The sequence below is a fragment of the Arcobacter caeni genome (genome assembly GCF_003063245.1).
GTDB classification, from domain to species: domain Bacteria; phylum Campylobacterota; class Campylobacteria; order Campylobacterales; family Arcobacteraceae; genus Aliarcobacter; species Aliarcobacter caeni.
Map to the genome: position 1 here is coordinate 39,976 of NZ_MUXE01000013.1, position 22,577 is coordinate 62,552.

Genomic DNA, 22,577 nt, shown 5'->3' on the forward strand with positions numbered 1-22,577 from the left:
TGCAATTATAGATATTTAAGTTAAAATTCCATCTTAAATTATATATAATTTACAAGAAAATACTAATTCATTAACTAGGGATTAACTTCTAATGAATATAATTAGAAAAATAAAAAATTAAAGGATATTTTTTGAATCTTTCAAATGTCTTATTCTCTTTTAGGACAACATTAATCTTACTTGCACTTTTAGCAATTGGAGCTGGATATGCTACTTTCATAGAAAATGATTTTGGTACATCAACGGCTAGAGTTTTAGTTTATAATAATCTTTGGTATGAAACAATACTTGTACTAACTACAATAAATCTAACAGGTATTATTTTCAAATATAAAATGTGGAAAAATAAAGCAAGGTTTATTTTTCATAGTTCATTCGTTATTATTTTAATAGGTGCAGCAATAACAAGATATGCAGGATATGAAGGTATTATGCAAATACCTGAAGGTCAAACTGAAAATAGAATGTTATCGCTAGAACCATATTTACAAGTTACAATAAAAGATGGTGATCAAGTTTATTACCAAGAATATCAAAAAGAATTTACTACATTATTTAAAAATATGAATAATTTTTCATATATAATACCTTTTGGTGATAAAAAACTCAATCTAACTTATAAAGATTTCTTATTTGCAAAAAAAGAGTCTTCTAAAATGGGTCTATTAACAGTAGAAGCCACAATAAATGGAAAATCTCAAGATATTAAACTTCCAGGGTTAAGAAGTCAAAAAGGTCTTGAAAGAGAACTTATGTTTGATGATATTTCTGTTAAACTTGAGTATGGTTCAAAAATCGTTGAACTTCCTTTTTCTATTAAACTAAATGATTTCCAACTTGATAGATACCCAGGAAGTATGTCTCCTTCGTCATATGCTTCTGAAGTTACAGTATTAAAAGAAAATGGGGAAACTTATGATTATAGAATTTTTATGAATAGAACTATGCATGAAGGTAACTTCTTATTTTTCCAGAGTTCGTACTTTCCAGATGAAACAGGAACTGTATTATCAGTTAATAATGACCCAGGAAAATGGCCTACTTATTTAGGATATTTTTTATTAACACTTGGTTTATTATTAAATTTCTTTGATAAAAAATCAAGATTTTGGAAATTAACTAAATTTGTTAGTTCAAGAAACTTAGCTTCAATTGCAATTGTCTGTACATTTTTATTTTCAACAAATTCACTTTTTGCAAACGAAGAAGCAGCTAATCCATCAAATATAAATGAATTAGCTCAAACTAATCAAATATTAGAATATTTAAATAAATTTAAAGATGAATCAAAATATACATCAGAAAATTTTGCAAAACTTGTTACACAAAGTAGTGGTGGAAGAATGAAACCCTTATCTTCACTTAATATGGAAATTATTCAAAAATTAAGTGGAAAAGCTACACTATTTGGAATGAATTCTGATCAATTAGTTTTAGGAATGCTTACTCGTCCTGATATTTGGAGTGATTTAAAAGTAATAAAAATTAAAACTCCTAAATTAAAAAAATTCTTAGGTGTTGATGAAAATGAAAAATATATTGCATTTTCAGAAGTATTTAAAGATGGAAAATATTTACTTTCAAGTGAGGCAGAAGCTGCTTTACAAGTTAAACCTATGGATAGAGGAACTTACGAAAAAGACATTATTCAATTAGATGAAAGATTAAATATCATTTATGCAGTATTTAATGGAAGTTTATTCAATATTTTCCCTAGAGTTCAAGATGGAACAGATTACAAAGATAATAACAAATGGTACAATCCACTTGATGCTATGCAAAACTTCAAAAATCAAAATCAAGTAGCTGTTGAAACAATGACTAGAGGATTTATAAACTCTATTGTTGATAATAACTGGGAAGAAGCTAATAAGTTTTTATCTATGATAACTATTTATGAACAAAAAGCCGGAGCTAGCGTTATTCCATCTGAAAGTAAAATAAATAATGAAATTATATTTAATAAATTAGATATTTTCTTCAAAGTTACATTAGCTTACTTAGTACTTGGATTTATTATGTTGATTGTTGCATTTTTTGTGGTATTTAATCCAAAAATCAAACCAAAGAAAACAACAACTATATTTTTTATTATATTAAGTTTATTATTTGCTGCTCATACATTTGGAATGGGTTATAGATGGTTTATTTCAGGACATGCACCATGGTCTGATACTTATGAATCATTATTATATATCTCTTGGTCAGCTGTTTTTGCAGGTGTTTTATTCTTTAGAAAATCACTTTTGGCATTAAGTGCTGCAGTTATTGTTGCAAGTATTTTTATGTTTACAGCACATTTAACAGGAATTGACCCACAAATTACAAATCTTGTTCCTGTTTTAAAATCATATTGGTTAACAATCCATGTTTCAATTTTAACAGCATCTTATGGATTCTTTGGACTTGCAGCAATCTTAGGATTTATGACTTTAATTATGTTTATTTTTAGAAAAAATAGACCTCATATTGATGAAACAATTAAAACAATAACTGCAATAAATGAAATTGCCTTAATCATTGGACTTTCTGCTATTACAATTGGAAATTTCCTTGGTGGAGTTTGGGCAAATGAATCATGGGGAAGATATTGGGGCTGGGATCCAAAAGAAACTTGGGCTTATGTTTCAATCGTAGTTTATGCAATAGTTTTACATTTAAGATTTATAAAAGCTTTATCAACACCATTTGTATTAGCAACTGCTTCATTATTAGCTTTTTCTTCAATATTAATGACATATTTTGGAGTAAACTTCTACCTATCAGGAATGCACTCATATGCAACAGGAGACCCTGTTCCAATTCCTTCATGGGTTTATTATGTATTAACTATTGTTATTGTAACTATTGCACTAGCATTTAGAAATAGAAACTTAAAAGAAACTCTATAAAATTTGAGGAACTAACTTAGTTTAGTTCCTCTTCTTCTTTTTTACTTAAAACTTAAATTTGCTATAATACAAAAAATCAAAGGAATTTTATGAGTAATAATATAATTGAAATTTTTAAAAAAATAACTACAATACCTAGATGTTCAGGAACTCACGAACCATTTATAAACCATATGAAAAACTTATCAAAAGAGTTCGGTTATTTATGTTTAGTTGATAAGACCAATAATATTTTATGTAAAAAAGAAAATTCAACAGCAAAACTAGCTTTTCAATCTCACTATGATATAGTTTGTTTAAGTGATAATTGTGTTCCACAAATCATTCAAAATGATGATATTTTAACAGCCCTTGATTCAACTCTTGGAAGTGATAATGGAATTGGATGTTCATATATGATTGCATTAATGTCAGAGGGGTATGATGGAGAATTTTTATTTACAAGTGATGAAGAAATAGGACTTATTGGAGCAAATAATTTAGATTTACCTTTAAATGCTTCTTATATGCTAAATCTTGATAGTGAAGAAGAAGGTGAAATTTGCATTGGTTGTGCAGGTGGAGTTGATATTTTTGCAACAAATTCTAATAAAAAAATCATTCCAAATACGCAAAATCTTGATTTATATGAAATAACTATTGGAAAACTTCAAGGTGGTCATAGTGGTGTAGATATTAATAAAAATATTCCAAATGCAATAAAATTAATGGCAATTACTATAAAAGAATGTGAGGGAAAACTCCTTGATATAAACGGTGGTGAAAGAATCAACTCTATTCCTGTAAATATAAAAGCAATAATTGCCAGTTCAACACACCCTATTTCTAGTCATGATAATATGAAAATAGAAAAAATAAATACAAAATCTGAACATTTAAATATCCATGATGATGAAATTATAGATTTCATTTACAATTTTCAAAATGGTGTAAGAGCCATAAATAAAGAGTTAAATGTAGTTCAAACTTCTATAAATTTAGCAATCATAAAAACAGGAATAGATGAGATTAAATTAGAGATAAGTGGTCGTTCTATGGATAACGAAGATTTGAAAAATCTAAAAAATGAAACTACTCAAATGTTAAAAGATTATAATTTTGAAGTAACAACGAATGGAAAATATCCAGCATGGAAACCTGATATTAACGAATTTACATCAAAAGTTTTAGAAATTTATAAAGAATTTAATCCAAATGCCTCACTTGAAGCAATTCACGCAGGACTTGAATGTGCAATTTTCAAAGATAAATATCCTTTTATAAAAGTTGCATCAATTGGACCTACAATAAACTTTCCTCACTCTAAAAAAGAACAAGTTTCTATAAAATCAGTAGAAAATGTGTATGAAATAGTAAAAAGAATAATTCGAGAGATAAAATAAGAGTGGTGCCCGTGGTCGGACTCGAACCGACAAGCCGTTAAGCGGTTGATTTTGAATCAACTGAGTTTACCAGTTTCTCCACACGGGCTTAAAGTTATAAAAGGCTAAAGAAGCCTTTTATAAAAAATTATTTACCAGATACCGCTTCTTTTAAAGCTTTACCAACTTTAAATTTAGCAACAGTTGTAGCTGCAACATTAACAGTTTTGTCAGTTCCAGGAACTTTAGCTGTTCTAGCTGCTCTATCAGCAGTTGTGAATGTTCCAAATCCAATAAAGCTTACAGATTCTTTTTTTACTAATGCCTCTGTAATTGTATCTAATACAGCGTCAACTGCACCCTTTGCATCTTTTTTAGATAAACCAGCTTTTGCAGCTACTGCGTCGATAAATTCTGCTTTGTTCATGGATGAACTCCTTTTATAAAATTAAATTGTGAAAACTTTATAGTATTTAAGCTTTGAAATAGCTAAAACTAGGGCATTTCATCAATAAATAAGCAAAAATATTTGTAAAAATATGATTTTTTTATTCAAAAGAGGTTTTTATACTCAAAAGACGGCAAGAATTTTCTAAAATAGCTATCTTTTTTACAAGCTCATGAATATCTCTATCATAAACATAAGTACCTATTCCTTTTATCACCATTATATTATTATCCGACTCCTTTAGATATTTTGTAATTTCCAAAGCATTTCTTTTATACCATGTTGAAAAATCGCCTGGGTTATAAATTGAAATCTCTCCGAATGTCACTTTTCCAAAGAAATCTTCAAAAATAATTTTATCATGCTCAAAAGTATATGCTGTTGTATAAATAGGCATTCCAAACGCTATATATTTTGCTTCATGAATATTTGCATAAATTGTCGCATGAATATGTGATTCCATACTTGCAATATTCCATCTATAATCTTGTTTACTAATATTTAAACTACAAAATGAGTTTTCATCCATTTCATCAAAAATCGCATCACTTGTATTAATCATAAAATCATGTTGATCAATCTTTGCAGATATTGAACCATGATAAATACCAAAGAAATTTTTTCTAAACATTGTTAAAGATAAGTCAGCGAGTAATTTCACAGTAGATTTATCAACCATTTTAAAAGCCTTAAATATATTTTTAGATATTATATACTAATTTAAATAAGGACCGTTTTAATGAATATCCCACACATCCCTGTTTTGTATAAAGAAACATTAGAAGCCTTCATAAATATAAATGATGGATATATAATAGATTGTACAACAGGATTTGCAGGTCATAGTAGTGGATTATTAACTTCTAATGAAAATGTAAAATTAATTTGTAATGATCAAGATGATGAAGCTTTAGAATTTAGTAAAAAAAGATTAGAACCATATATTCAAAGAGTTATTTTCAATAAAGGTAATTTTGAACATGTTATTGATACTTTTAAAGATTATGAAATTAAAGGAATTTTAGCAGATATTGGTGTTTCTTCTTTACAACTTGATAAATTAGATAGAGGTTTTGGTTTTGATAGTGATACTTTAGATATGAGAATGAATCAAAATCAAAGTCTAGATGCAGCAACAGTCGTAAATACATATTCTTTAGCTGAGCTTGAAAGAGTTTTCAAAGAATGTGGGGAAGTTCGAGAATATAAAAAGGTTGCATCATTAATTTTAAATAATAGACCTTTTACAAGTGCAAAAGAGATTTCAGAACTTTTAAGCAAAAAAATGTCAAAAGGTAAAATTCATCCAGCAACTCTGCCTTTTCAAGGAATTAGAATAGAAGTAAATAATGAACTTGGAGTTTTAGAACGACTTTTTGATTCTTTAGAAAATGCAAAATTCAAAGATTGTATAGTGGCAATTATTTCTTTTCACTCTTTAGAAGATAGAATTGTAAAAAATTATTTTAAAAAGTGGACAAAATCTTGTATTTGTCCAGATAATGTTTTTAGATGTGAATGTGGAAATAATCACGCTTTAGGAAAAATTTTAACAAAAAAACCTATAATTCCAACTGCACTTGAAATTAAACAAAATCCAAGAAGCAGAAGTTCAAAATTAAGGATTTTTAAATTTGACTAAATTAAATGCTAGCAACTCATTATTTATGGTTTTTGTACTATTGTTTGTTGCCCTATTTCTGTACTTTCCTAAAATATATTTAAGAAGTAATATTTATTATACAAGTAAAGATATAAACAGATTATATGCTCATTATATTTCATTACAAGAAGAAAATATTTTTTTATCACAACAACTTGAAGATATGAAATTTAAAAATCAAATTATTGATTCTTTATTATTTAATCCTTTAGAACAAAATAAGCAAAAATAATAACTCTTTTCTTTATAAGCTTTAAAAATCTAAAGCTTATAAAATAACTATTCCTTGAATTCTATTTAATATATTTGTATCTTCATCAAAGTCTTTAATACCTTTTCCTGGTTCTAAAGTCGTAACCATGGCTTTTCCAATGATATGTCTATATTTTCTTCCATCACTATCTTTTAATCTTACACTCCACATATTATGTAAAACTAAAGGTTCATTTTCTTTAACTCCAATATAGAGCATAATATGACCTTTTAAATATACTAAAGTTGAAAAAGGAACACCATTATTTTTTATAAACTCTTTTTTTTCATTGTTAGTTAATTTCGACATATCAAGATATTTCCCATTTGAAAGTTGCGCTTTTGAATTTCTATGTAAGAATTTTCCAAAAGTTGCAAAATAATCTTGAGTAAAACTAGAACAATCTCTATTATTTAATAATCCACCCCAACCATAAGGTTCATCAATTAATTGTTTTGCAATTTTGATTCTATTTTCAGAATTAAATGCAAGTGGCATAGATTCAACTTCATCACTATTTAGGTCAATAAATGAAATATAAGCATTTTGATTATCATCTCTTTTGGCAATAATATATTTATTATTTTTTTTAGGAAAAATTGTAGCAACTTTTATATATTCTCTAAATATTGGGTCATAAATTGGAAATTTTTCTTTTACAGAAACAAAATAATTTGAAGTTTTAAACTCTTGAATAAAATTATTATCAACATAAGCAATAGTTCCTATTTCAACCCAACCACCTACTGTACTTGATTCTACATAAGCCCAAGCTCTATCTTTTGATAAATGAGAAACAATTAAAGGAGTATTGATTTTAAGTGAAGAGTTTTGATTATAATCAAATGGAAAACCTTCTCCTGGCTGCGTTGGGTCATAAAACATTGGTGAATTTGTAGGAATAACTCTAATATTTACATTTTTTAAAGTTATTGCTTTTTTAGCCAAAATATTATAATCATCAAAATTAGAATTTTCTATTTGTTTATCAAACCAAGAAGCTGTTGCTAATTGATGATTTTCTAAATATACTTTTTTATTTTTATAAGATTGTCCCCACATAGCTTCGATTTTAGAATAAGATACTTTTGTTGAATTCCAAGGTTTAAAATATTTATCAAAAAAATCTTTTGAAACAATCTCTGAATTAAAAGAGTTATCATTTGCTGTTGTTGCTAAAACTTCAATATCACTATTTTTTACTTGTAAAACTATGGGTTCTTTTATAGAACATGCATTAAATAATAAAGTTATAACTAAAATAAGTAATATTTGTTTATATGATTTACTCATCTTTATCCTTTGTATAATATGAATTTTTATTTCATTGTACCATTTTATGGTTAAAAATATTGTCAAATAATTTTTTCCTAAATTTTAAATTAAAATTTTATAGCTCTTTTTTTTTAGTAATTTATGGTTATAGTAAATAAAATTTCCTAGGAAAGAGATATGTATAAATTTTCAATAAATAAAGATTTATTTGATAATATTTTATTAAAAAAGATTAAAATCTTAGAAAAAGAAAATACAAATTATTGGAAGAAAGAATTACTTGAACCTATAATAATTGATGATAAATTAACATATAAAATTAAACAATTTGAGAAAATTATCCTAACAAATGGATTAGGAGAAGAGAAACCTCAAATGACAATTGAATGTTTAAGAGTTGATTATTCAGTAAAAAATACTTGTTTTGAGTTTTATTTAGGGAAAATATTAGAACAAAAAAATACAACTATTAATGAAAATCAAAAAGATGTTTTAATTGAACAATTACTAAAAGAAAAAGAAGAATTGGAAAATATTTTAATAGAGATCAGAAATAGTAAAATCTTCAATAACTAGAAGTTATTCTAGTTATTGAAAGAATGGATTATTTGATGATTGTGTCAGCAATTTCATTCATAGTAGCTTCAGTCATATCTTTTACTTGACCTACCATTAAACCTTTTTGAGCTCCACCATAAGTTCCAGCTTGGTAACCTTTAAGTGCAGAAACAAAATCAGCTTTTGATAAATCTTTAATAATTTTAGATTTTCCTAAAGCAGCTTTTTCACCATTTGCACCATGACAAGCAGAACATTTAGCATAAGGGTTAGCAAAAGCAACACATGCAGTTAATAAAGATGCAGCAATAATAATTTTTTTCATAGACAATCCTTTTTTATTTGTTATTATGATTATAATAGAATTTAGATTAGACTTTATTGATTTCAATCAATAAATTTTAAAATAAACTCTTTTTTCAATTCATCTTTATTTATTTTATTTTTATCAGATGGAATTAAGGGTAAAGATTTTTTATAAATAATTTTTGATGGAATCATATAAGAAGCTAAATGTTTTTTTAATTCAAATAAAATTTCGCTTGAATTTAATTCATTTCTTCCTGTATACACTAAAACTATTTCTTCTTCAATTTCTTTGTTTTCTATTGAAAAAACTGCACATCTTTCAATCTCTTTAATTTCTCTTTCAACTACTGATTCTATTTCAAAAGGACTTACTCTAAATCCTCTAGTTTTAATCATATCATCATGTCTTGATACAAAATAGAAATATCCCTCTTCATCTTTATAGACATAATCTCCTGTTTTTACAACAATTTCATCAGTTAATTGCCCCTCAAGATTAATTACATTTTTTAAAATATCAATAGATTTAAATCTTTGTTCAGTTACTTCTTTAGCATTCCAAAAACCTTTGTAAATATATCCACCTCTATGAATTAGTTCACCTACAATTCTTGGCGCACACTCATTTGCATTTTCATCAATTACATAAAGTTCTACATCAGGAATTGCTTTTCCAATTGATTCAGGTCTTATTTTTAATTGAGCTGGATCTAGATAAGTTGATCTAAAGGCTTCTGTTAATCCATGCATTGAAAAGAATTTTGCATTTGCAAAATATTTTTCAATATCAGCTATCATTTTTGCTGTTACATTCCCACCAGAAGATGTGATGATTCTTATGTTTTTTAATAGTTCAGTGCTTGGAAGCCTGTGAATATCTTCATCAAACATATCACTTATATTTATAGGCATTAAGGGTAAAACTGTAACTTTATCATTAATAATGTGATTAAAAAAATCATTTGGTAAAACAAATCTATGAAGTGCTAAAGTTGCTCTTTTATATAAAGAACAAAAGATTTGGTTTAATCCATAATCAAGATTAAAAATTAAAAGTCCTGAAATAATATCATCTTCATTTAGGTGTAAATATTGAGAGACAACTCGTGCTGAATCTATTAAATTTCTATGAGAAATCACAATTCCATTTGGTTTTCCACTTAAACCAAAAGAGTAAGTAATAACAGCATTATCATGTCCATTTACATCACAAGTATATGGTTTATTGTAGTATTTATAAATTTCTTCAAAAGATGGTAAATCCTTATGAGTTGTTTTATAAGAGATTATGTGACCGTCAAATTTGATTTCTTCAATTGATTCAAGTTTGATTTTATCTGTGATAATACATTTAATATCACAGTCACTTATTATGTATTCAACTTGTTCTGGTTTAAGTAGTTTTGTTAGAGGAACTAAAACATAGTTTGTTGATAAAATTGCCAAAATTGCTACAACTTGGTCAATTCCTTTATTTGAATAAACACCAATTCGACTACCTTTTGGCAAATCAAGCTCACTTAAATAATAAGCGATTTGATTTACCTTAGTAAAAAGTTCATTATAAGTTAATTTTTCATTTCCAAAAATTAACGCATTTTTATTTGGGTTTGATACATTTGCATCTTCTATTAATGTTCTAATACAATTTATTGACATTGTGTTCCCCTTATTGTTGAGTTATACCAAGAGTCCAAATATCGTAATTTGAATCGAGGATAATAGATGGATGAATATCTGAATTTAAAATCTTTTTATAGAAAAATGAAATAATATCCTCAGATTCTTCAAAACTAAGCACTTTTGTAATTCCACCTGTTAATACAATTGATTTTAATAAATTTAACTTTAATTTTATATACAAAGGATGAGCTTCACTAACTTTATATAAAACTAAAAAAATTGCCAATTGCATTAAAATTCTCAAAGATTTAGGTGAATCTTCATTGAAAATATTTTCTGTTACTTTTAAATGAGCCAATAATTCATAAACAAATTCGTTGTTTTTAGCTGCAAATATTAAAGACTCTTTTGATTTAAAAACTCCAAGTTTTTTAAAAACTAATCTATCATATTCATTTTGGGTAACCATATTATCAGATGATAAATCTTTTGAGTAGTGAATATCAGTTGTAGCTCCTCCAATATCTATTAAAATAAATGGATTTACAACTGCAAATTTACTATCTATAAAAGGCAGAGTTTTATTTACAATATATGGCGTTGAAAAGATTTGATTTGAAGTTAAATCATATAAATGTTTTATGTCTTCTTTTCCTTCAATATCAGCTTGATAAAGGTTTGTTAAATAGTTTTTTAAAGGCTCTTCTACCACATGAAGTTTGTTATTTATGATATTTTCTACAACAACTAAATTTTGAATATTATTTTTCAAATAATCAGCATCAAAGCTTGAACCTGCAAATACAATATTTGAAAATCTTAAATTTTCTAAATAGTTAAATAGTTTTTCATCAAATACATTATTTACACTATTAATTCCACCTACAACAATAACAACATCAATTAAATCACTTGGAATTGATGATGTTTGAATATCTTGGTATAAAACTGTATTAATAATATTTATTCCAGAATTATAAGCAATATTTGTTGCAAATTTTAAAGAAAAAGAGTTAGTAATCCCAATAATTAAAGTTGTTAATCCACCATTTGCAGATGAGCAAATAAATACTTCTTCTTTTTTGAATTTAGAAATAGTTTCAGAACATTTTGATAATAAATCATCATAAATATCTTTATTAAAATCCCTAAAATATTGTTCAACTTGATTGTTAGCACAAACTTTGAAATATGTACTTCCGACATCTATTAATAATTTATTTTGGCTCATTGCATAATTCCTATATCATGGATAATATCATTTACTATTGATGAAGCATCTTTATTTAAGTCACATTGAGATTTTTCATATTCAAAACATCTATCACTAATTGGAAGGTTTCCTTTTTTGATGATTCTGATATTTTTATTTTTATCTCGCACAGTTACAACTTCATTGTGGTTAATAATATGTGGAGAATAAGGAACATCAATGATTCCTGATTTTATGCAGTTAAATACTTTTCTCCATAAAGTGTCAGCTTTGTCATTAAATACAGCTTCCATGATACTTTTAACTTCACTTGTTACAATCTCTTCTTCTTGTTCATCCGTAATTACAGGAATTCCTTGAAGCATTCTTAGTGTGTATTGAGTATTTGCAACTGTTTTTGCATTTGATTCTCGAGTTGGAATACCAAAAGCTTCATCTCTTGTTTTTGTGATAATTTTATCAGCTCTAACCATTGAAGCAATTACCGTTGAAGTATTGATTAATGATTCACTAAAATCTTTATTTGATGGAAATGCTCCCATCCATTGATGATAAACAAGATTTATCATAGCATCACCACATCCAATTTGGTTTGCATAATGTTTTGCCATTTTTCTCAAAACATTTGCAGTTACAATATCTTGAATCATTGAACCTGTTTGTGAAAATGAAACTGAAAAAGATTTAACTCCCTCTTCAAGAGATAAAAGCATTTCACAAATTTGAATAACAATAGTGATACAAGGAGGCACTAAAGTTGCAGTTAATGGACCAAAAGATTCTCTATTGATTGGTTCATTTAATTTTGAGTAGTTTGCGCAAATTCTTTCTACATACTTCCAATACATAAATGCTTTATCAAGTGGAAAGTTTTTAGAGTATGGTAAAAGATAAGTAATCGGACCACCTTCAATCTCAAAAATACCAGAAGCAAGTGCTGTTTCTATTAAAAGTCTAGCATCAGGAGTTCCATGTCTTAATGAAATAGGTTTATCAAAGTGAGTCATCATTTTTCGGCTAGTTCTATAACCATGATTTACAAGTGGATAACCATTTAACATATCAACTTCATTTTCTTCACTAAGTTTTAACATTTTGGCAGATGTTGCGTAGTCATTTAATCTTGTATTTGAATCAATTGTACAAGGTAATACATCAACATTTGCATCAACGAAAAATTCATAAAGTGAAAACATTTTTTTATAAGTAGGAAATCCACCTCTTGGTTGAACTAACATTTTTTGTTTGTTCTTAAAGTGATGAGAAATAAATAGATTTTTTGAAGCGCCTTTTATAAACTCTTCAATTTCAGCAAAATCAAAATTATCTGCATATTTATTTTGAACAATGATATTTCTTTCTTCTTGAAGTAAACTCATTTTCTCTCCTTCAAGTATTTTTCTAATTCATCAAGTCCAGTATTTAAATCTGTTTGGTGAAATACCAAATCAAATCCGTAGTTTTTAAATTTAGGAACAAGAACACTTGCATCACCTTCACCAACAGCTAAGTTTCCACCAATCATAAATACAACATCTTTTAAATTTTTATATTTTGACTTTAAAATAGCAAGTTCTCTACACCAACCCTCAGCTTCACCATTTAATGAAGAAATAAGTAAAACATCAGCATTTGTTTCAATTACTGCATCAATAAACTCTTCAAGGTATGTATTAACACCTAAATTAAATACTTCAAATCCTCTTGCTTGTAATGATATATCAATAAGTCTATTTGCAACTACATGTATATCGTTACCAACTACGCCTATAACTACTTTCATATTTTCTGCCTAATATTTTAATGTTTTTGCACATAAGTTTTATCTGAATTTTAGTAAAAATAATTTTATTCTAGATTATTTTTTGCTTTTTGAATATCACAAGAATATTTGTAAACCATATAATCAAACATCTTTGCTTCTTGATTTTTTTGAAAGAAAAAATAGATTTCAATTATTCTATATCCCATTCTAAAGAATGCTGTAAAAGGCACTAAATAGCTAATAATTGTTGAATAAATCCTATTAGGATAATATTTTTCCAACTCATCTTTTAACTCTTTTAAAGCTAAACTTTCTTCATACAATCTACTTTTATCTTGTGTTGAAATCGTTCTAATTGCAATTAAAAGATTAACAACAAACATTAAGGCATTTAAATTCCAACCAGTGATACAAATATCTAAATAACTCATCTAAACTCTTTATTTTAATATTAAAGTATCGATTATAACCTATTTATCTTTTATACTAAATCTATTAAGTATAATTGCTACAAAAACTTTTAATAATGAGAAAAAATGACTAAAAATGAATATGATTTAAATATAGAAAAATTAATATCTTGGGCAAAAGCATATTATGTTTATGATAATCCAATTGCAAGTGATGAAGAATATGATAAATTAGCAAGAATTTGTTTGGCATATGAAAGTGAAAATCCATCATTAAGTCATCCTAACTCTCCAAATAAAAGAGTTGGTGGATTTGTTCTTGATGGTTTTGAAAAAGCCTCTCATTTATCTCGTATGTGGTCACAAGAAGATGTTTTTAATACTGCTGAACTTGAAGATTGGATAAAAAGAGCAAATAAAATAAATACAAATTTAGAGTTTTTTTGTCAACCAAAATTTGATGGAGCTTCATTAAATCTTATTTATGAAAATGGAATTTTGAAACAAGCAATTTCAAGAGGTGATGGAAGTATTGGAGAAGATGTTACAAATAATGTGAAAACAATTCACTCTATTCCTTTACAAATAGCCGAAAAATCTTTGATTGAAATCAGAGGTGAAATAGTTATCAAAAAAGCTGATTTTGAAAAAATAAACGAAGAAAGAATAAGAAACAATGAACAAGTTTTTGCAAATCCAAGAAATGCAGCAGCAGGAAGTCTGAGACAACTTGATCCAAATATTACAGCAAAAAGAAAACTATTTTTTAATGTTTGGGGAGTTGGACTTAACTCTTTAGATTTTACAAAATACTCTCAAATGATGGAATATATTTACTCTTTAGGATTTGTAAAACCACCAAAACAAACAATAACTTCAAGTGTAGAGGGAATTGAAAAACTTTACCATGAAATCATAAAAGTAAGAGATGAAATAGAGATGATGCTTGATGGAATGGTTGTAAAAATAGATGATATAGAAACTCAAGATGAGCTTGGATATACAGTGAAATTTCCACGATGGTCGTGTGCTTATAAATTTCCAGCATTAGAAAAAACAACTAAAATCAAAGATATTATTTTACAAGTTGGACGAACAGGAGTTATAACGCCTGTGGCTGTTGTAGAGCCCACGGATATTGAAGGAGTTGTGGTTGAGAGAGCCAGTTTACACAATTTTGATGAAATAGCACGAAAAGATTTAAGAATCAATGATGAAGTAATTATCATAAGAAGTGGAGATGTTATTCCTAAAATCACAAAAGTATTCATAGAACGAAGAGATGGAACTCAATTAGAAATCCATCGCCCTATTTCTTGCCCAGATTGTAGCAGCGAACTTCTTGATGAGGGAGCTTTGATTAAGTGTCAAAACCTTGATTGTCCAAGTCGAGTTGTAAATTCTATAATATATTTTGCAAGTAAAAATTGTATGAATATTGATGGACTTGGAAATAAAATAGTAGAAACTTTGGTAAATGAAAAAAAGATTTTTGATATTTTGGATTTATACTCATTAAAATATGAAGACTTAGAAAATCTTGAAGGTTTTAAAGAAAAAAAAATAAATAATCTTTTAAATGCAATTGAAAATACAAAAACAACAACACTTCATAGAATCATAAATGCTTTAGGAATAGAACACATTGGAGAAGTTGCTTCAAAACAGATTTGTTTGGAATTTGGTTTAAAAGTTGTTGATATATCCTTTGAAGAGCTTATAAATCTTGATGGAATTGGCGAACAAATGGCGAACTCTTTTTGTGAATTTATGAGAGTAAATAAAGAGTTAGTTTTAAAACTTTTTGAAATCATTAATCCAACAGTTGAAGAAAAAATTGAAGTTGAAGAAAATAATTTTAAAAATAAAACAATAGTTCTAACAGGAACTATGAGTGTAAGCCGAGGAGACATAAAGAAAAAACTAGAACTTTTAGGAGCAAAAATTAGTTCATCAGTATCTAAAAAGACTGATTTTGTGATTTATGGTGAAGATGCTGGAAGTAAATATGATAAAGCAATAGAATTAAATGTTCCTGTTTTAACAGAAGAAGAAATGAATAAAATGTTTTAAAAAAATAATTTTATTTTTAGAGCTAATTCAAGAAAATTTAAGTATAATATAAGCAATTATAAAAAGGAGTGAAATATGGATGTTAATAGTATAAGTAATAATATATCTACTCTTAATCCCTCGTCTTCTTTAAATCTTGAAAGAGTAAGTTCAAGTAAATCTGTAAATAAAATAAGTGAAGATAGTACAAATCTTTATATAAATGAATACAACAAAAAAAGAGATGAATTATCTTTAAATGTTCAATCACTAAATGAAGGAATTGCTATTACTAAAATAGCTCAAAATTCTATTGGAAAACAACAAGAATATCTTGGTAATGTTCAAACAAAACTTGAAAATGCAAACTCTTATGAAGATAAAAATGATTTAAAGCAAAGCATAAATGAAGATTTAAGAAATTTCAATCAAATTGCTTATGAAACAAAATTTAAAAGAGAAAATATTATTGCTACTGATTATTATGATGATAAAAAAAGTATTGATATAAATACAAAAAGTGCTAATTTTTCTATTGAAAAACCAAATACACCAACTTATGCTAATGAGATTTTTGAATTATCAAATAATAGTGATTTAAATAATTCTACTGATTTAGAGCAAGTTACATCAAAAGTTAGAACTTCATCAAATCAATTACAAAATACTTATGATGACTTTACTGAATTTGGGAATAAACTTGAGTTTAGTGCAAAAGAGACTATAAAAGCACAAGTTGATTTATATAATGAAAATACAATAAACAAAGATAGAAACTTTGGAAAAGAATCAAATGATTTTTCAAAAACAAATGTTAACGCAAATATAGGATATTTAGCAGCTTCTCAAGCAAATATTATACAAGAACAAAGTGTAAGATTATTATCTTAATTTTTACACTTCGTTTCACAATAATTTATAGCAACACCTTCTCTTAAACCATCATCCAAAACTATTGATTCATCTTTTTCTAAAACTTCAAAAATCATTTTATAAATATAAATACCAACTTCAATAAAATCAACTCTTCCTCGACCAACAAGTTTTACAATATCTTCTTTTGAAGAATTTTTAAAAATATTTAAACAATTTATCATATCTTCAAGATTTACAATTGTTCCATTTACAATATTTCTATCATAAGAAAAAAAATCTTGTCCTAATTTTATAGCAGCTATTGTTGTAGGTGTTCCAGCGGTTGCTACAAAACTATAATCTTTAAAATCTATATTTAAAGAATTTAAAAAAAGTTTTATCTCTAATTTCTTGTTTTCTAAATCATTTTTCAAATCATCATGATTTAAGAATCTCTGAGTCAAAGTAACAATACCAAAATCAAAACTATGAGCTTTATAGCTATTATTTGTATTTATTATTATTTCAGTAGAACCTCCACCAATATCCAATAAAACAAACTTATCTGAATTTATTTTTTCTCTTTTTAAAGCATATTTTACAGCCAATAAAGTAAGTCTTGCTTCTTCTTTTCCATCTATAATAGAAAAATTAGTTTTAACTTCTTGGCTTAGATATTTTAATATTTCTTCACTATTTGAAGCATTTCTCATAGCAGCAGTTGTTACACAAATTGCATCTTGCGGATTATACTTAATAACTTCAATAGAGTGCAAAATTGCAACTATAACTCTTTGAATAGCTTCTTTTGAGATTAATCCAGTATCGACTAAACCATCAGCCATACCTACAACTTCATTATATTCTGAAATAATTTTATGATTTTTACAATCATATTTTAAAACACGAAATGAATTTGATCCTAAATCAATAGTTACAATTTCCTGATTCATCTATTTACTTATAAATGAGGTATTTTTATTTTTGAATTTAATAAATAACCAATTAATATCATCATTAATAAAACAAAAGTTTCTGATATAAATCCTGTTAAAAAAATCAAATAAACAACCCACAATAAAATAGCTCCCAATGGAGTTGGAATACCAGTAAAAAATTTTTCTACTTTCCCCTCATCAGCATTTATATTAAATTGAATTAATCTTCTAAGTCCTGAAATTACATAATAAACAAAAGCAAATACAACCAAAGGCATAAATAAAAATGGTTCTTTTGTATCTATTACTGCAAAAAAGATAAACATTGCTGGAACAATTACAAATGATAAAAAATCCGCATAAGAATCAAGTTGAATTCCAAATTGAGTAGATAAATTATATTTTCTTGCTATTTTTCCATCAAAAATATCAAATCCACCTGCTAACCAAGCAAAAAGTGCTGCTGCAAAAAACTCATGATGAGTTAAAAAATAAATTGCAAAAACTCCAGATGCAATATTAAAAAAAGTCACGATATTAGCTAAATTAAAATGATTATGTTTATTAAACAAAAAACTCATTATTACCCTTTATATATATGATATTGATTTCGACCATTCTCTTTTGATTTGTACAAACATTCATCTGCTTGTTTATAAAGTTTGTTTGCTGAAATATATGTATGTGGTTCATATATAATAGCTCCCATAGAAATTGAAACAATGTCAAGTATTTTACTATTTTTATGCTCAATTTCAAGTTCTAAAATCTTATAATTTATCTCTTTTAGGCAATTTTCAATGCTTTCTTCTGTAATATCAAATAAAACAACACCAAATTCTTCTCCACCTAATCGAAAAACAAATTCATATTTTTTATCAAAATATTCTTTTAAAGCTGAAGCAACTTTTTTTAATGCAATATCTCCCATATCATGACCATAAGTGTCATTATACTGTTTAAAATAATCAATATCAATCATAATAAATGCACATTTCCAATTATTAGCATTTGCAATAAATGGCATATTATCAAAGATTGTATCAAAATATTTTCTATTATAAAGATTTGTCATAGAATCTGTAATAGAATCAATTTTATATTTTTTATTTAAAACTGTAAGCTGTTTATCTTTTTTTATAACTTGAAACATAATATAAACAATCACAATAAATGATAAAAAAAGAATTATAGCAATACTATAAAATAAGTAATTCTTCATATTTTGATAATCTTCAACAAATTTCTTTCTCTCTTTAAAAGCAACTTGTGTTTCATACTGAATTAAAAAATCAACTCTTGCTAATATATTTTTAAATTTTTGTATATTATTTTCATTAAAACTTGCGTATATCTCTTCATTTATCGTATCTACAACCATTCTTTCTTCTTTGTTTTTAAAAGCTTGATTATAATAATTCCATTCTTGAAGTATCGCTTTTTTTTCTTCATCAATTAAACACGGATGTTTATTATTCTTACAAAAAATTATTTTTTGATAGTTATCTAAAATAATTTGAAGTTTTACAATAGGAATTAAATTCCCAAAATAGATATTATCAACCTGCTTTTTTAGGTTGTCTATTTGCGTATTAAATAGTAATGAAGAGAATATTAATGTTATTAAAACTGTACAAACTAAAATTATTAATTTAAGGGTAGTTGACTTTAAAAAATTATTTATCATGCAATAATATTATCAAAATTCATATTCAAAGCAAGTAAAATAGTTAATCTATTTTTCTATTGTTTTTAGTTACAATTTTAATATAAATAAAAAACTAGAAGAATGCACAAGAAGCTGAAGAATCAGCTTTTATTACAAACTTTAATGCAAGGAGTTAAAAATGACTATTAATAATAATCTAAATGCAATGCTTGCTTCTGAACTTCAAATAGGTCAAATAGCTACAAATTTAACTCAAATTTCAGATGTAATTGCTGATCCACAATTACAAGAAGTTACATCTGATTTAATAGATTCAATTGTTGGACAAATTCCAGAAGTAATCTCATATGAAGCAAATGCTCAAAGTATAAAAACACAAAATGCAGTTTCGGATATGCTTTTAAATATCAAAGCTTAAATACATAAAAATTTAACTATTTGTTTTTATGTATTTTACTAATTCTTGAAGTTGATCTTCATTAAAAATTTCTATTTCATTCTCTTTTAAAAGTTTTGCTGTTAAACCTTGAGAATCAATCAAAGTATTTGAAAATGTTCCATCATATATTTTTATATTTCCACAAGATGGCGAATTTGCTTTTAATAAAGCTACTTTTATATTCTCTTCTTTGCATAAATCAAGAGCTTTTTTTGCTCCTAAAAGAAAATTTATAGTTACATCTTCACCATTTTGATTTTGAACGATAAAAGGTTTATCTCTTTTAACAATTTCAGCAGGAATTCTAGGAATTGATAAACCTCCACTTACTTCAGGGCAAAAAGAGTAAATATCATTATCACAAAGAATATCCATAAATAGCTCTTTTTGTGAAAATGAAAACTTAGAATTAAGTGCTATAGATGAATTATTTCCATCATATCTAACATCTTCTCCTAATAAACATGAAGATATTAATATTTTCATATAATATCTTCTTCTTTTTTATTGAAAAAAGTTGATACTTGAATATTACTAAAAGCTGCTTTCATAGATACAAATATTTGTGGATTTTCTTCTTCTAATTTTGCAAGTAAATCTTTTGTAGTTGCTCTTGCATGTGGCATTTTCACATCAAACCGAAGTCCTGGACATGCTTCATCACCAATAACATTTATTTCATTTGTATCAGCAAATGCTCTTAGTTGTCTTTCTCTGCAAAAAATCAAAGGACGAATAACTTCTAAACCATTTTCAGCTGTGTAAATAGGTGGCATTGAGCGCATTGTTCCATTATAAAAAAAGTTCATAAAAAATGATTCCATTGCATCATCTAAATGATGTCCAAGAGCAACTTTATTGTATCCTTGTTCTTGTGCTGTTGAGTATAAATATCCTCTTCTCATTCTTGAAAAGAACGAACAAAAAGATGAATTTTTTCTGATTTTTTCACCTGCAAGTTCAAATATTTGTGTATCAATAATTTCATGATCAATTCCATGCTCTTTACAATGGTTACTTAAAAATTCAACTTGTTCGCCCATTCCGTAAGTTACTGTTACTGCTTTAAATTCAAAATTGTATGGGGCAACTTTTTTTATTCTATTTAAGGCATGAATTAGTGTTAATGAGTCTTTTCCACCTGAAAATCCGACTAAAATTCTATCACCTTCTTTTATTAATCCATATTCTGCGTTAGTTTTTCCAACTATTGTAGAAATCTTTTTACTTAATTCAACCAATATATTATTCCTATAAAAATTTTCGTGATTATATCAAAAAAGTTCTCAAAAGCTTTTTTAATGTATAGTATAGAATATATAAATAATATTTTTTACCCTATTTTTAGATAAATCATATATAATTTCATAAATAATACATAAAGACTCAAAATGACCCTATTAGAAGAAAAAGAGCTAAGACAAAAAATCACTGACACAATTCTGCCACTTGCTATGAATATGACCGAAGACAAAATCAGAACTATCATTTTAGCTGTTGAAAAAGATAATAAAGATCTTCAAGAAGGTTTTGGAGCAATGCTTTTTGAACAAATAATGGTTCAAAAAAACAATATCTTAAGAAGAAATATTTAACAACTATATAAAAAAGAAAGGTACTTATAATGAGAAACTTTATAAGTTATGATGAATCAATTAATATATTAAATAATTTAAATATATCAAAAATAACTACTGAAAAACTTTTTATTACAAATGCAATTGGAAGAGTAATCGCAAATGATGTAATAGCAAATCATAATAATCCAGAATTTTTAACATCTGCAATGGATGGTTATGCAATAAAATTTGAAGATATAAAAAATGAAAATATAAAAATAATTGCAAAAAATCCTGCTGGAACTGTTGTCGAAATGCAAGTTGAAACAAATACTTGTATTAAAACTTTTACAGGTTCATTAATGCCCAAAGGAAGTGATACTTTAGTTCCTATTGAGAATGTTGAAGTTACTCTTGATAAAATCAAAATTATCAAAGAAGTACCTTTTGGGTTTGCAGTTAGAAATATTGGTGAAGATTATAAAAAAGATGAAGTTTTAATTAAAAAAGGAACAATAATCGGGTTTGCAGAAATTGGAGTATTAGCTTCACTTAATATTTCACAAATTGAAGTAATTATAAATCCAATAATTTCAATTGCAAGTACAGGAAGTGAGATTTTAGATTTGGGAGAAACTCAAACAAATGACTCACAAATTAGAAGTTCAAATCATCTAACATTAGAAGCTTTATTTAAAAGTAATGGTGCAAATACTATTCAAATGGGTGTTGTAAAAGATGATATGGATTCAATTACAAAACTACTTGAAACTGCTTTATTAAAATCTGATATTGTTGTTACAACAGGTGGTGTTTCTGTTGGAGATTATGATTTTGTTCAAGATGTTATAAAAGATAAATTAAAAGCAAAAGTTTTATTTCATGGGGTTAATTTGAAACCAGGAATGCATATTTTATTAGCAATAAAAGATAATAAGATAATTGTTGCACTTCCTGGTTTTGCGTATTCTTCAACGGTTTGTGCAATGCTTTATGTTTTACCTTTGATTTATAAATTTAGAAATTCTAATGAAAAACTTCCTATTGTAAAAGCTAAAATAAATCAAGATTTTCCTAGATTTCAAGCAAAAACAATTTTTACAGCTTGTAATGTTGAGTACAAAAATAGTGAATATCAAATAAATTTTGATGGAAAAAAACAAGGTACAAGTGCAATATTGACAAATATGCTTGAAAGCCCTGCTTTATTAATACAAAAAGAAAATAGTGAAAATATTAAAGCAGGAGATTTAGTAGATATTTTACTATTAAACAATTTAAAATAAATGAATAAAA

General features: G+C 26.3%; 24 protein-coding genes and 1 tRNA gene. 10 read left to right on the forward strand and 15 right to left on the reverse strand.

All coding sequences use genetic code 11. From position 1 onward, the window contains the following. Positions 1–131 precede the first annotated feature (131 nt). The gene (ccsA, locus tag B0174_RS09155; RefSeq protein WP_108559935.1) at positions 132–2,891 is read left to right on the forward strand and encodes a cytochrome c biogenesis protein CcsA; all 2,760 of its coding nucleotides are present in this window, start codon (positions 132–134) and stop codon (positions 2,889–2,891) included. Between the two features lie 89 nt (positions 2,892–2,980). Further along, positions 2,981–4,273, forward strand: coding sequence for a M20/M25/M40 family metallo-hydrolase (locus B0174_RS09160; protein ID WP_108559937.1), 1,293 nt, complete (start codon positions 2,981–2,983; stop codon positions 4,271–4,273). Between the two features lie 3 nt (positions 4,274–4,276). Here the strand turns inward: B0174_RS09160 and B0174_RS09165 are convergent. The 3 genes from B0174_RS09165 to B0174_RS09175 form a co-directional block, all read right to left on the reverse strand. Further along, positions 4,277–4,361, reverse strand: a tRNA-Leu gene (locus B0174_RS09165). A 39-nt stretch (positions 4,362–4,400) separates the two neighbouring features. Further along, complete coding sequence (locus B0174_RS09170; RefSeq protein ID WP_108559939.1) at positions 4,401–4,679, reverse strand: HU family DNA-binding protein; 279 nt, start codon at positions 4,677–4,679, stop codon at positions 4,401–4,403. Between the two features lie 121 nt (positions 4,680–4,800). Continuing rightward, positions 4,801–5,379 carry a class II aldolase and adducin N-terminal domain-containing protein gene (locus B0174_RS09175; protein ID WP_108559941.1) on the reverse strand — a complete coding sequence of 193 codons (579 nt, stop codon included), beginning with the start codon at positions 5,377–5,379 and terminating at the stop codon, positions 4,801–4,803. Between the two features lie 60 nt (positions 5,380–5,439). Here B0174_RS09175 and rsmH point away from each other — a divergent pair, with 60 nt between their 5' ends. Together rsmH and B0174_RS09185 are read left to right on the forward strand one after the other, a co-directional pair. Then, positions 5,440–6,342: a 16S rRNA (cytosine(1402)-N(4))-methyltransferase RsmH gene (gene rsmH / locus B0174_RS09180; protein ID WP_108559944.1), complete on the forward strand. Its 903-nt coding sequence runs from the start codon at positions 5,440–5,442 to the stop codon at positions 6,340–6,342. Next, positions 6,335–6,595, forward strand: a complete 261-nt coding sequence (locus B0174_RS09185; protein ID WP_108559946.1) for a hypothetical protein — start codon at positions 6,335–6,337, stop codon at positions 6,593–6,595. Before rsmH ends, B0174_RS09185 begins: the two co-directional genes overlap by 8 nt. A 36-nt stretch (positions 6,596–6,631) precedes the next feature. On the opposite strand, the gene B0174_RS09190 is transcribed toward B0174_RS09185, so the two are convergent. Then, entirely contained in the window at positions 6,632–7,909 is a 1,278-nt protein-coding gene (locus B0174_RS09190; RefSeq protein WP_108559948.1) for a C40 family peptidase, read from the reverse strand. A 159-nt stretch (positions 7,910–8,068) separates the two neighbouring features. Here B0174_RS09190 and B0174_RS09195 point away from each other — a divergent pair, with 159 nt between their 5' ends. Then, complete coding sequence (locus B0174_RS09195; RefSeq protein ID WP_108559950.1) at positions 8,069–8,467, forward strand: hypothetical protein; 399 nt, start codon at positions 8,069–8,071, stop codon at positions 8,465–8,467. 28 nt (positions 8,468–8,495) lie between these two features. Here B0174_RS09195 and B0174_RS09200 read toward each other — a convergent pair whose 3' ends face one another. From B0174_RS09200 to B0174_RS09225, 6 genes are all read right to left on the reverse strand, one after another. Then, positions 8,496–8,774, reverse strand: a complete 279-nt coding sequence (locus tag B0174_RS09200) for a c-type cytochrome (protein WP_108559952.1) — start codon at positions 8,772–8,774, stop codon at positions 8,496–8,498. A gap of 62 nt (positions 8,775–8,836) precedes the next feature. Beyond that, a complete protein-coding gene (locus B0174_RS09205) occupies positions 8,837–10,417 on the reverse strand; it encodes an AMP-binding protein (RefSeq protein ID WP_108559955.1) in 1,581 nt (526 codons plus the stop codon). A 10-nt stretch (positions 10,418–10,427) separates the two neighbouring features. Further along, the gene (locus tag B0174_RS09210; protein ID WP_108559957.1) at positions 10,428–11,612 is read right to left on the reverse strand and encodes a glutamate mutase L; all 1,185 of its coding nucleotides are present in this window, start codon (positions 11,610–11,612) and stop codon (positions 10,428–10,430) included. Further along, complete coding sequence (locus tag B0174_RS09215) at positions 11,609–12,973, reverse strand: methylaspartate mutase (RefSeq protein WP_108559959.1); 1,365 nt, start codon at positions 12,971–12,973, stop codon at positions 11,609–11,611. The genes B0174_RS09210 and B0174_RS09215 overlap by 4 nt, the downstream gene beginning before the upstream one ends. After that, positions 12,970–13,377, reverse strand: coding sequence for a methylaspartate mutase subunit S (gene glmS / locus B0174_RS09220; RefSeq protein ID WP_108559962.1), 408 nt, complete (start codon positions 13,375–13,377; stop codon positions 12,970–12,972). The genes B0174_RS09215 and glmS overlap by 4 nt, the downstream gene beginning before the upstream one ends. Before the next feature lie 65 nt (positions 13,378–13,442). Beyond that, positions 13,443–13,790 carry a hypothetical protein gene (locus B0174_RS09225; RefSeq protein ID WP_108559964.1) on the reverse strand — a complete coding sequence of 116 codons (348 nt, stop codon included), beginning with the start codon at positions 13,788–13,790 and terminating at the stop codon, positions 13,443–13,445. Between the two features lie 105 nt (positions 13,791–13,895). On the opposite strand from B0174_RS09225, the gene ligA reads away from it, so the two are divergent. Both ligA and B0174_RS09235 read left to right on the forward strand, forming a co-directional pair. Continuing rightward, entirely contained in the window at positions 13,896–15,842 is a 1,947-nt protein-coding gene (gene ligA / locus B0174_RS09230; RefSeq protein ID WP_108559966.1) for an NAD-dependent DNA ligase LigA, read from the forward strand. 75 nt (positions 15,843–15,917) lie between these two features. Beyond that, positions 15,918–16,712: a hypothetical protein gene (locus B0174_RS09235; protein ID WP_108559968.1), complete on the forward strand. Its 795-nt coding sequence runs from the start codon at positions 15,918–15,920 to the stop codon at positions 16,710–16,712. Here the strand turns inward: B0174_RS09235 and B0174_RS09240 are convergent. Genes B0174_RS09240 through B0174_RS09250 form a run of 3 tightly spaced genes read right to left on the reverse strand, consistent with a single transcriptional unit; the run spans position 16,709 to position 19,301 of the window. Then, positions 16,709–17,629, reverse strand: coding sequence for a Ppx/GppA phosphatase family protein (locus tag B0174_RS09240; protein ID WP_108559970.1), 921 nt, complete (start codon positions 17,627–17,629; stop codon positions 16,709–16,711). The genes B0174_RS09235 and B0174_RS09240 overlap by 4 nt on opposite strands. Positions 17,630–17,637: 8 nt before the next feature. Beyond that, positions 17,638–18,195: a CDP-alcohol phosphatidyltransferase family protein gene (locus tag B0174_RS09245; RefSeq protein WP_108559972.1), complete on the reverse strand. Its 558-nt coding sequence runs from the start codon at positions 18,193–18,195 to the stop codon at positions 17,638–17,640. A 2-nt stretch (positions 18,196–18,197) separates the two neighbouring features. Then, positions 18,198–19,301, reverse strand: coding sequence for a GGDEF domain-containing protein (locus B0174_RS09250; protein ID WP_205663519.1), 1,104 nt, complete (start codon positions 19,299–19,301; stop codon positions 18,198–18,200). Positions 19,302–19,461: 160 nt separating this feature from the next. On the opposite strand from B0174_RS09250, the gene B0174_RS09255 reads away from it, so the two are divergent. Beyond that, positions 19,462–19,701: a hypothetical protein gene (locus B0174_RS09255; protein WP_108559974.1), complete on the forward strand. Its 240-nt coding sequence runs from the start codon at positions 19,462–19,464 to the stop codon at positions 19,699–19,701. A gap of 12 nt (positions 19,702–19,713) precedes the next feature. Here the strand turns inward: B0174_RS09255 and B0174_RS09260 are convergent, their stop codons facing one another. Further along, positions 19,714–20,208 carry a DUF523 domain-containing protein gene (locus B0174_RS09260; protein ID WP_108559976.1) on the reverse strand — a complete coding sequence of 165 codons (495 nt, stop codon included), beginning with the start codon at positions 20,206–20,208 and terminating at the stop codon, positions 19,714–19,716. Beyond that, positions 20,205–20,963 (reverse strand): tRNA 2-thiocytidine biosynthesis TtcA family protein, encoded by a 759-nt coding sequence (locus B0174_RS09265; RefSeq protein ID WP_108559978.1) that lies wholly within the window; start codon positions 20,961–20,963, stop codon positions 20,205–20,207. The genes B0174_RS09260 and B0174_RS09265 overlap by 4 nt, the downstream gene beginning before the upstream one ends. Positions 20,964–21,113: 150 nt before the next feature. Between B0174_RS09265 and B0174_RS09270 the strand changes: the two genes are divergently transcribed. Continuing rightward, the gene (locus B0174_RS09270) at positions 21,114–21,317 is read left to right on the forward strand and encodes a hypothetical protein (protein WP_108559980.1); all 204 of its coding nucleotides are present in this window, start codon (positions 21,114–21,116) and stop codon (positions 21,315–21,317) included. Between the two features lie 29 nt (positions 21,318–21,346). Further along, positions 21,347–22,567 carry a molybdopterin molybdotransferase MoeA gene (locus tag B0174_RS09275; RefSeq protein ID WP_108559982.1) on the forward strand — a complete coding sequence of 407 codons (1,221 nt, stop codon included), beginning with the start codon at positions 21,347–21,349 and terminating at the stop codon, positions 22,565–22,567. Positions 22,568–22,577 lie beyond the last annotated feature (10 nt).

Bases quoted from the DNA above. Each gene is read 5' to 3' on its own strand.
- glmS (WP_108559962.1), bottom strand. From the start codon at position 13,377: ATGAAAGTAGTTATAGGCGTAGTTGGTAACGATATACATGTAGTTGCA.
- B0174_RS09270 (WP_108559980.1), top strand. From the start codon at position 21,114: ATGACCCTATTAGAAGAAAAAGAGCTAAGACAAAAAATCACTGACACA.
- B0174_RS09210 (WP_108559957.1), bottom strand. From the start codon at position 11,612: ATGAGCCAAAATAAATTATTAATAGATGTCGGAAGTACATATTTCAAA.
- B0174_RS09225 (WP_108559964.1), bottom strand. From the start codon at position 13,790: ATGAGTTATTTAGATATTTGTATCACTGGTTGGAATTTAAATGCCTTA.
- B0174_RS09215 (WP_108559959.1), bottom strand. From the start codon at position 12,973: ATGAGTTTACTTCAAGAAGAAAGAAATATCATTGTTCAAAATAAATAT.
- B0174_RS09200 (WP_108559952.1), bottom strand. From the start codon at position 8,774: ATGAAAAAAATTATTATTGCTGCATCTTTATTAACTGCATGTGTTGCT.
- B0174_RS09275 (WP_108559982.1), top strand. From the start codon at position 21,347: ATGAGAAACTTTATAAGTTATGATGAATCAATTAATATATTAAATAAT.
- B0174_RS09170 (WP_108559939.1), bottom strand. From the start codon at position 4,679: ATGAACAAAGCAGAATTTATCGACGCAGTAGCTGCAAAAGCTGGTTTA.
- B0174_RS09250 (WP_205663519.1), bottom strand. From the start codon at position 19,301: ATGATAAATAATTTTTTAAAGTCAACTACCCTTAAATTAATAATTTTA.
- B0174_RS09195 (WP_108559950.1), top strand. From the start codon at position 8,069: ATGTATAAATTTTCAATAAATAAAGATTTATTTGATAATATTTTATTA.
- B0174_RS09190 (WP_108559948.1), bottom strand. From the start codon at position 7,909: ATGAGTAAATCATATAAACAAATATTACTTATTTTAGTTATAACTTTA.
- B0174_RS09175 (WP_108559941.1), bottom strand. From the start codon at position 5,379: ATGGTTGATAAATCTACTGTGAAATTACTCGCTGACTTATCTTTAACA.
- rsmH (WP_108559944.1), top strand. From the start codon at position 5,440: ATGAATATCCCACACATCCCTGTTTTGTATAAAGAAACATTAGAAGCC.
- B0174_RS09255 (WP_108559974.1), top strand. From the start codon at position 19,462: ATGACTATTAATAATAATCTAAATGCAATGCTTGCTTCTGAACTTCAA.
- B0174_RS09235 (WP_108559968.1), top strand. From the start codon at position 15,918: ATGGATGTTAATAGTATAAGTAATAATATATCTACTCTTAATCCCTCG.
- B0174_RS09160 (WP_108559937.1), top strand. From the start codon at position 2,981: ATGAGTAATAATATAATTGAAATTTTTAAAAAAATAACTACAATACCT.
- B0174_RS09205 (WP_108559955.1), bottom strand. From the start codon at position 10,417: ATGTCAATAAATTGTATTAGAACATTAATAGAAGATGCAAATGTATCA.
- B0174_RS09245 (WP_108559972.1), bottom strand. From the start codon at position 18,195: ATGAGTTTTTTGTTTAATAAACATAATCATTTTAATTTAGCTAATATC.
- ligA (WP_108559966.1), top strand. From the start codon at position 13,896: ATGACTAAAAATGAATATGATTTAAATATAGAAAAATTAATATCTTGG.
- B0174_RS09260 (WP_108559976.1), bottom strand. From the start codon at position 20,208: ATGAAAATATTAATATCTTCATGTTTATTAGGAGAAGATGTTAGATAT.
- B0174_RS09240 (WP_108559970.1), bottom strand. From the start codon at position 17,629: ATGAATCAGGAAATTGTAACTATTGATTTAGGATCAAATTCATTTCGT.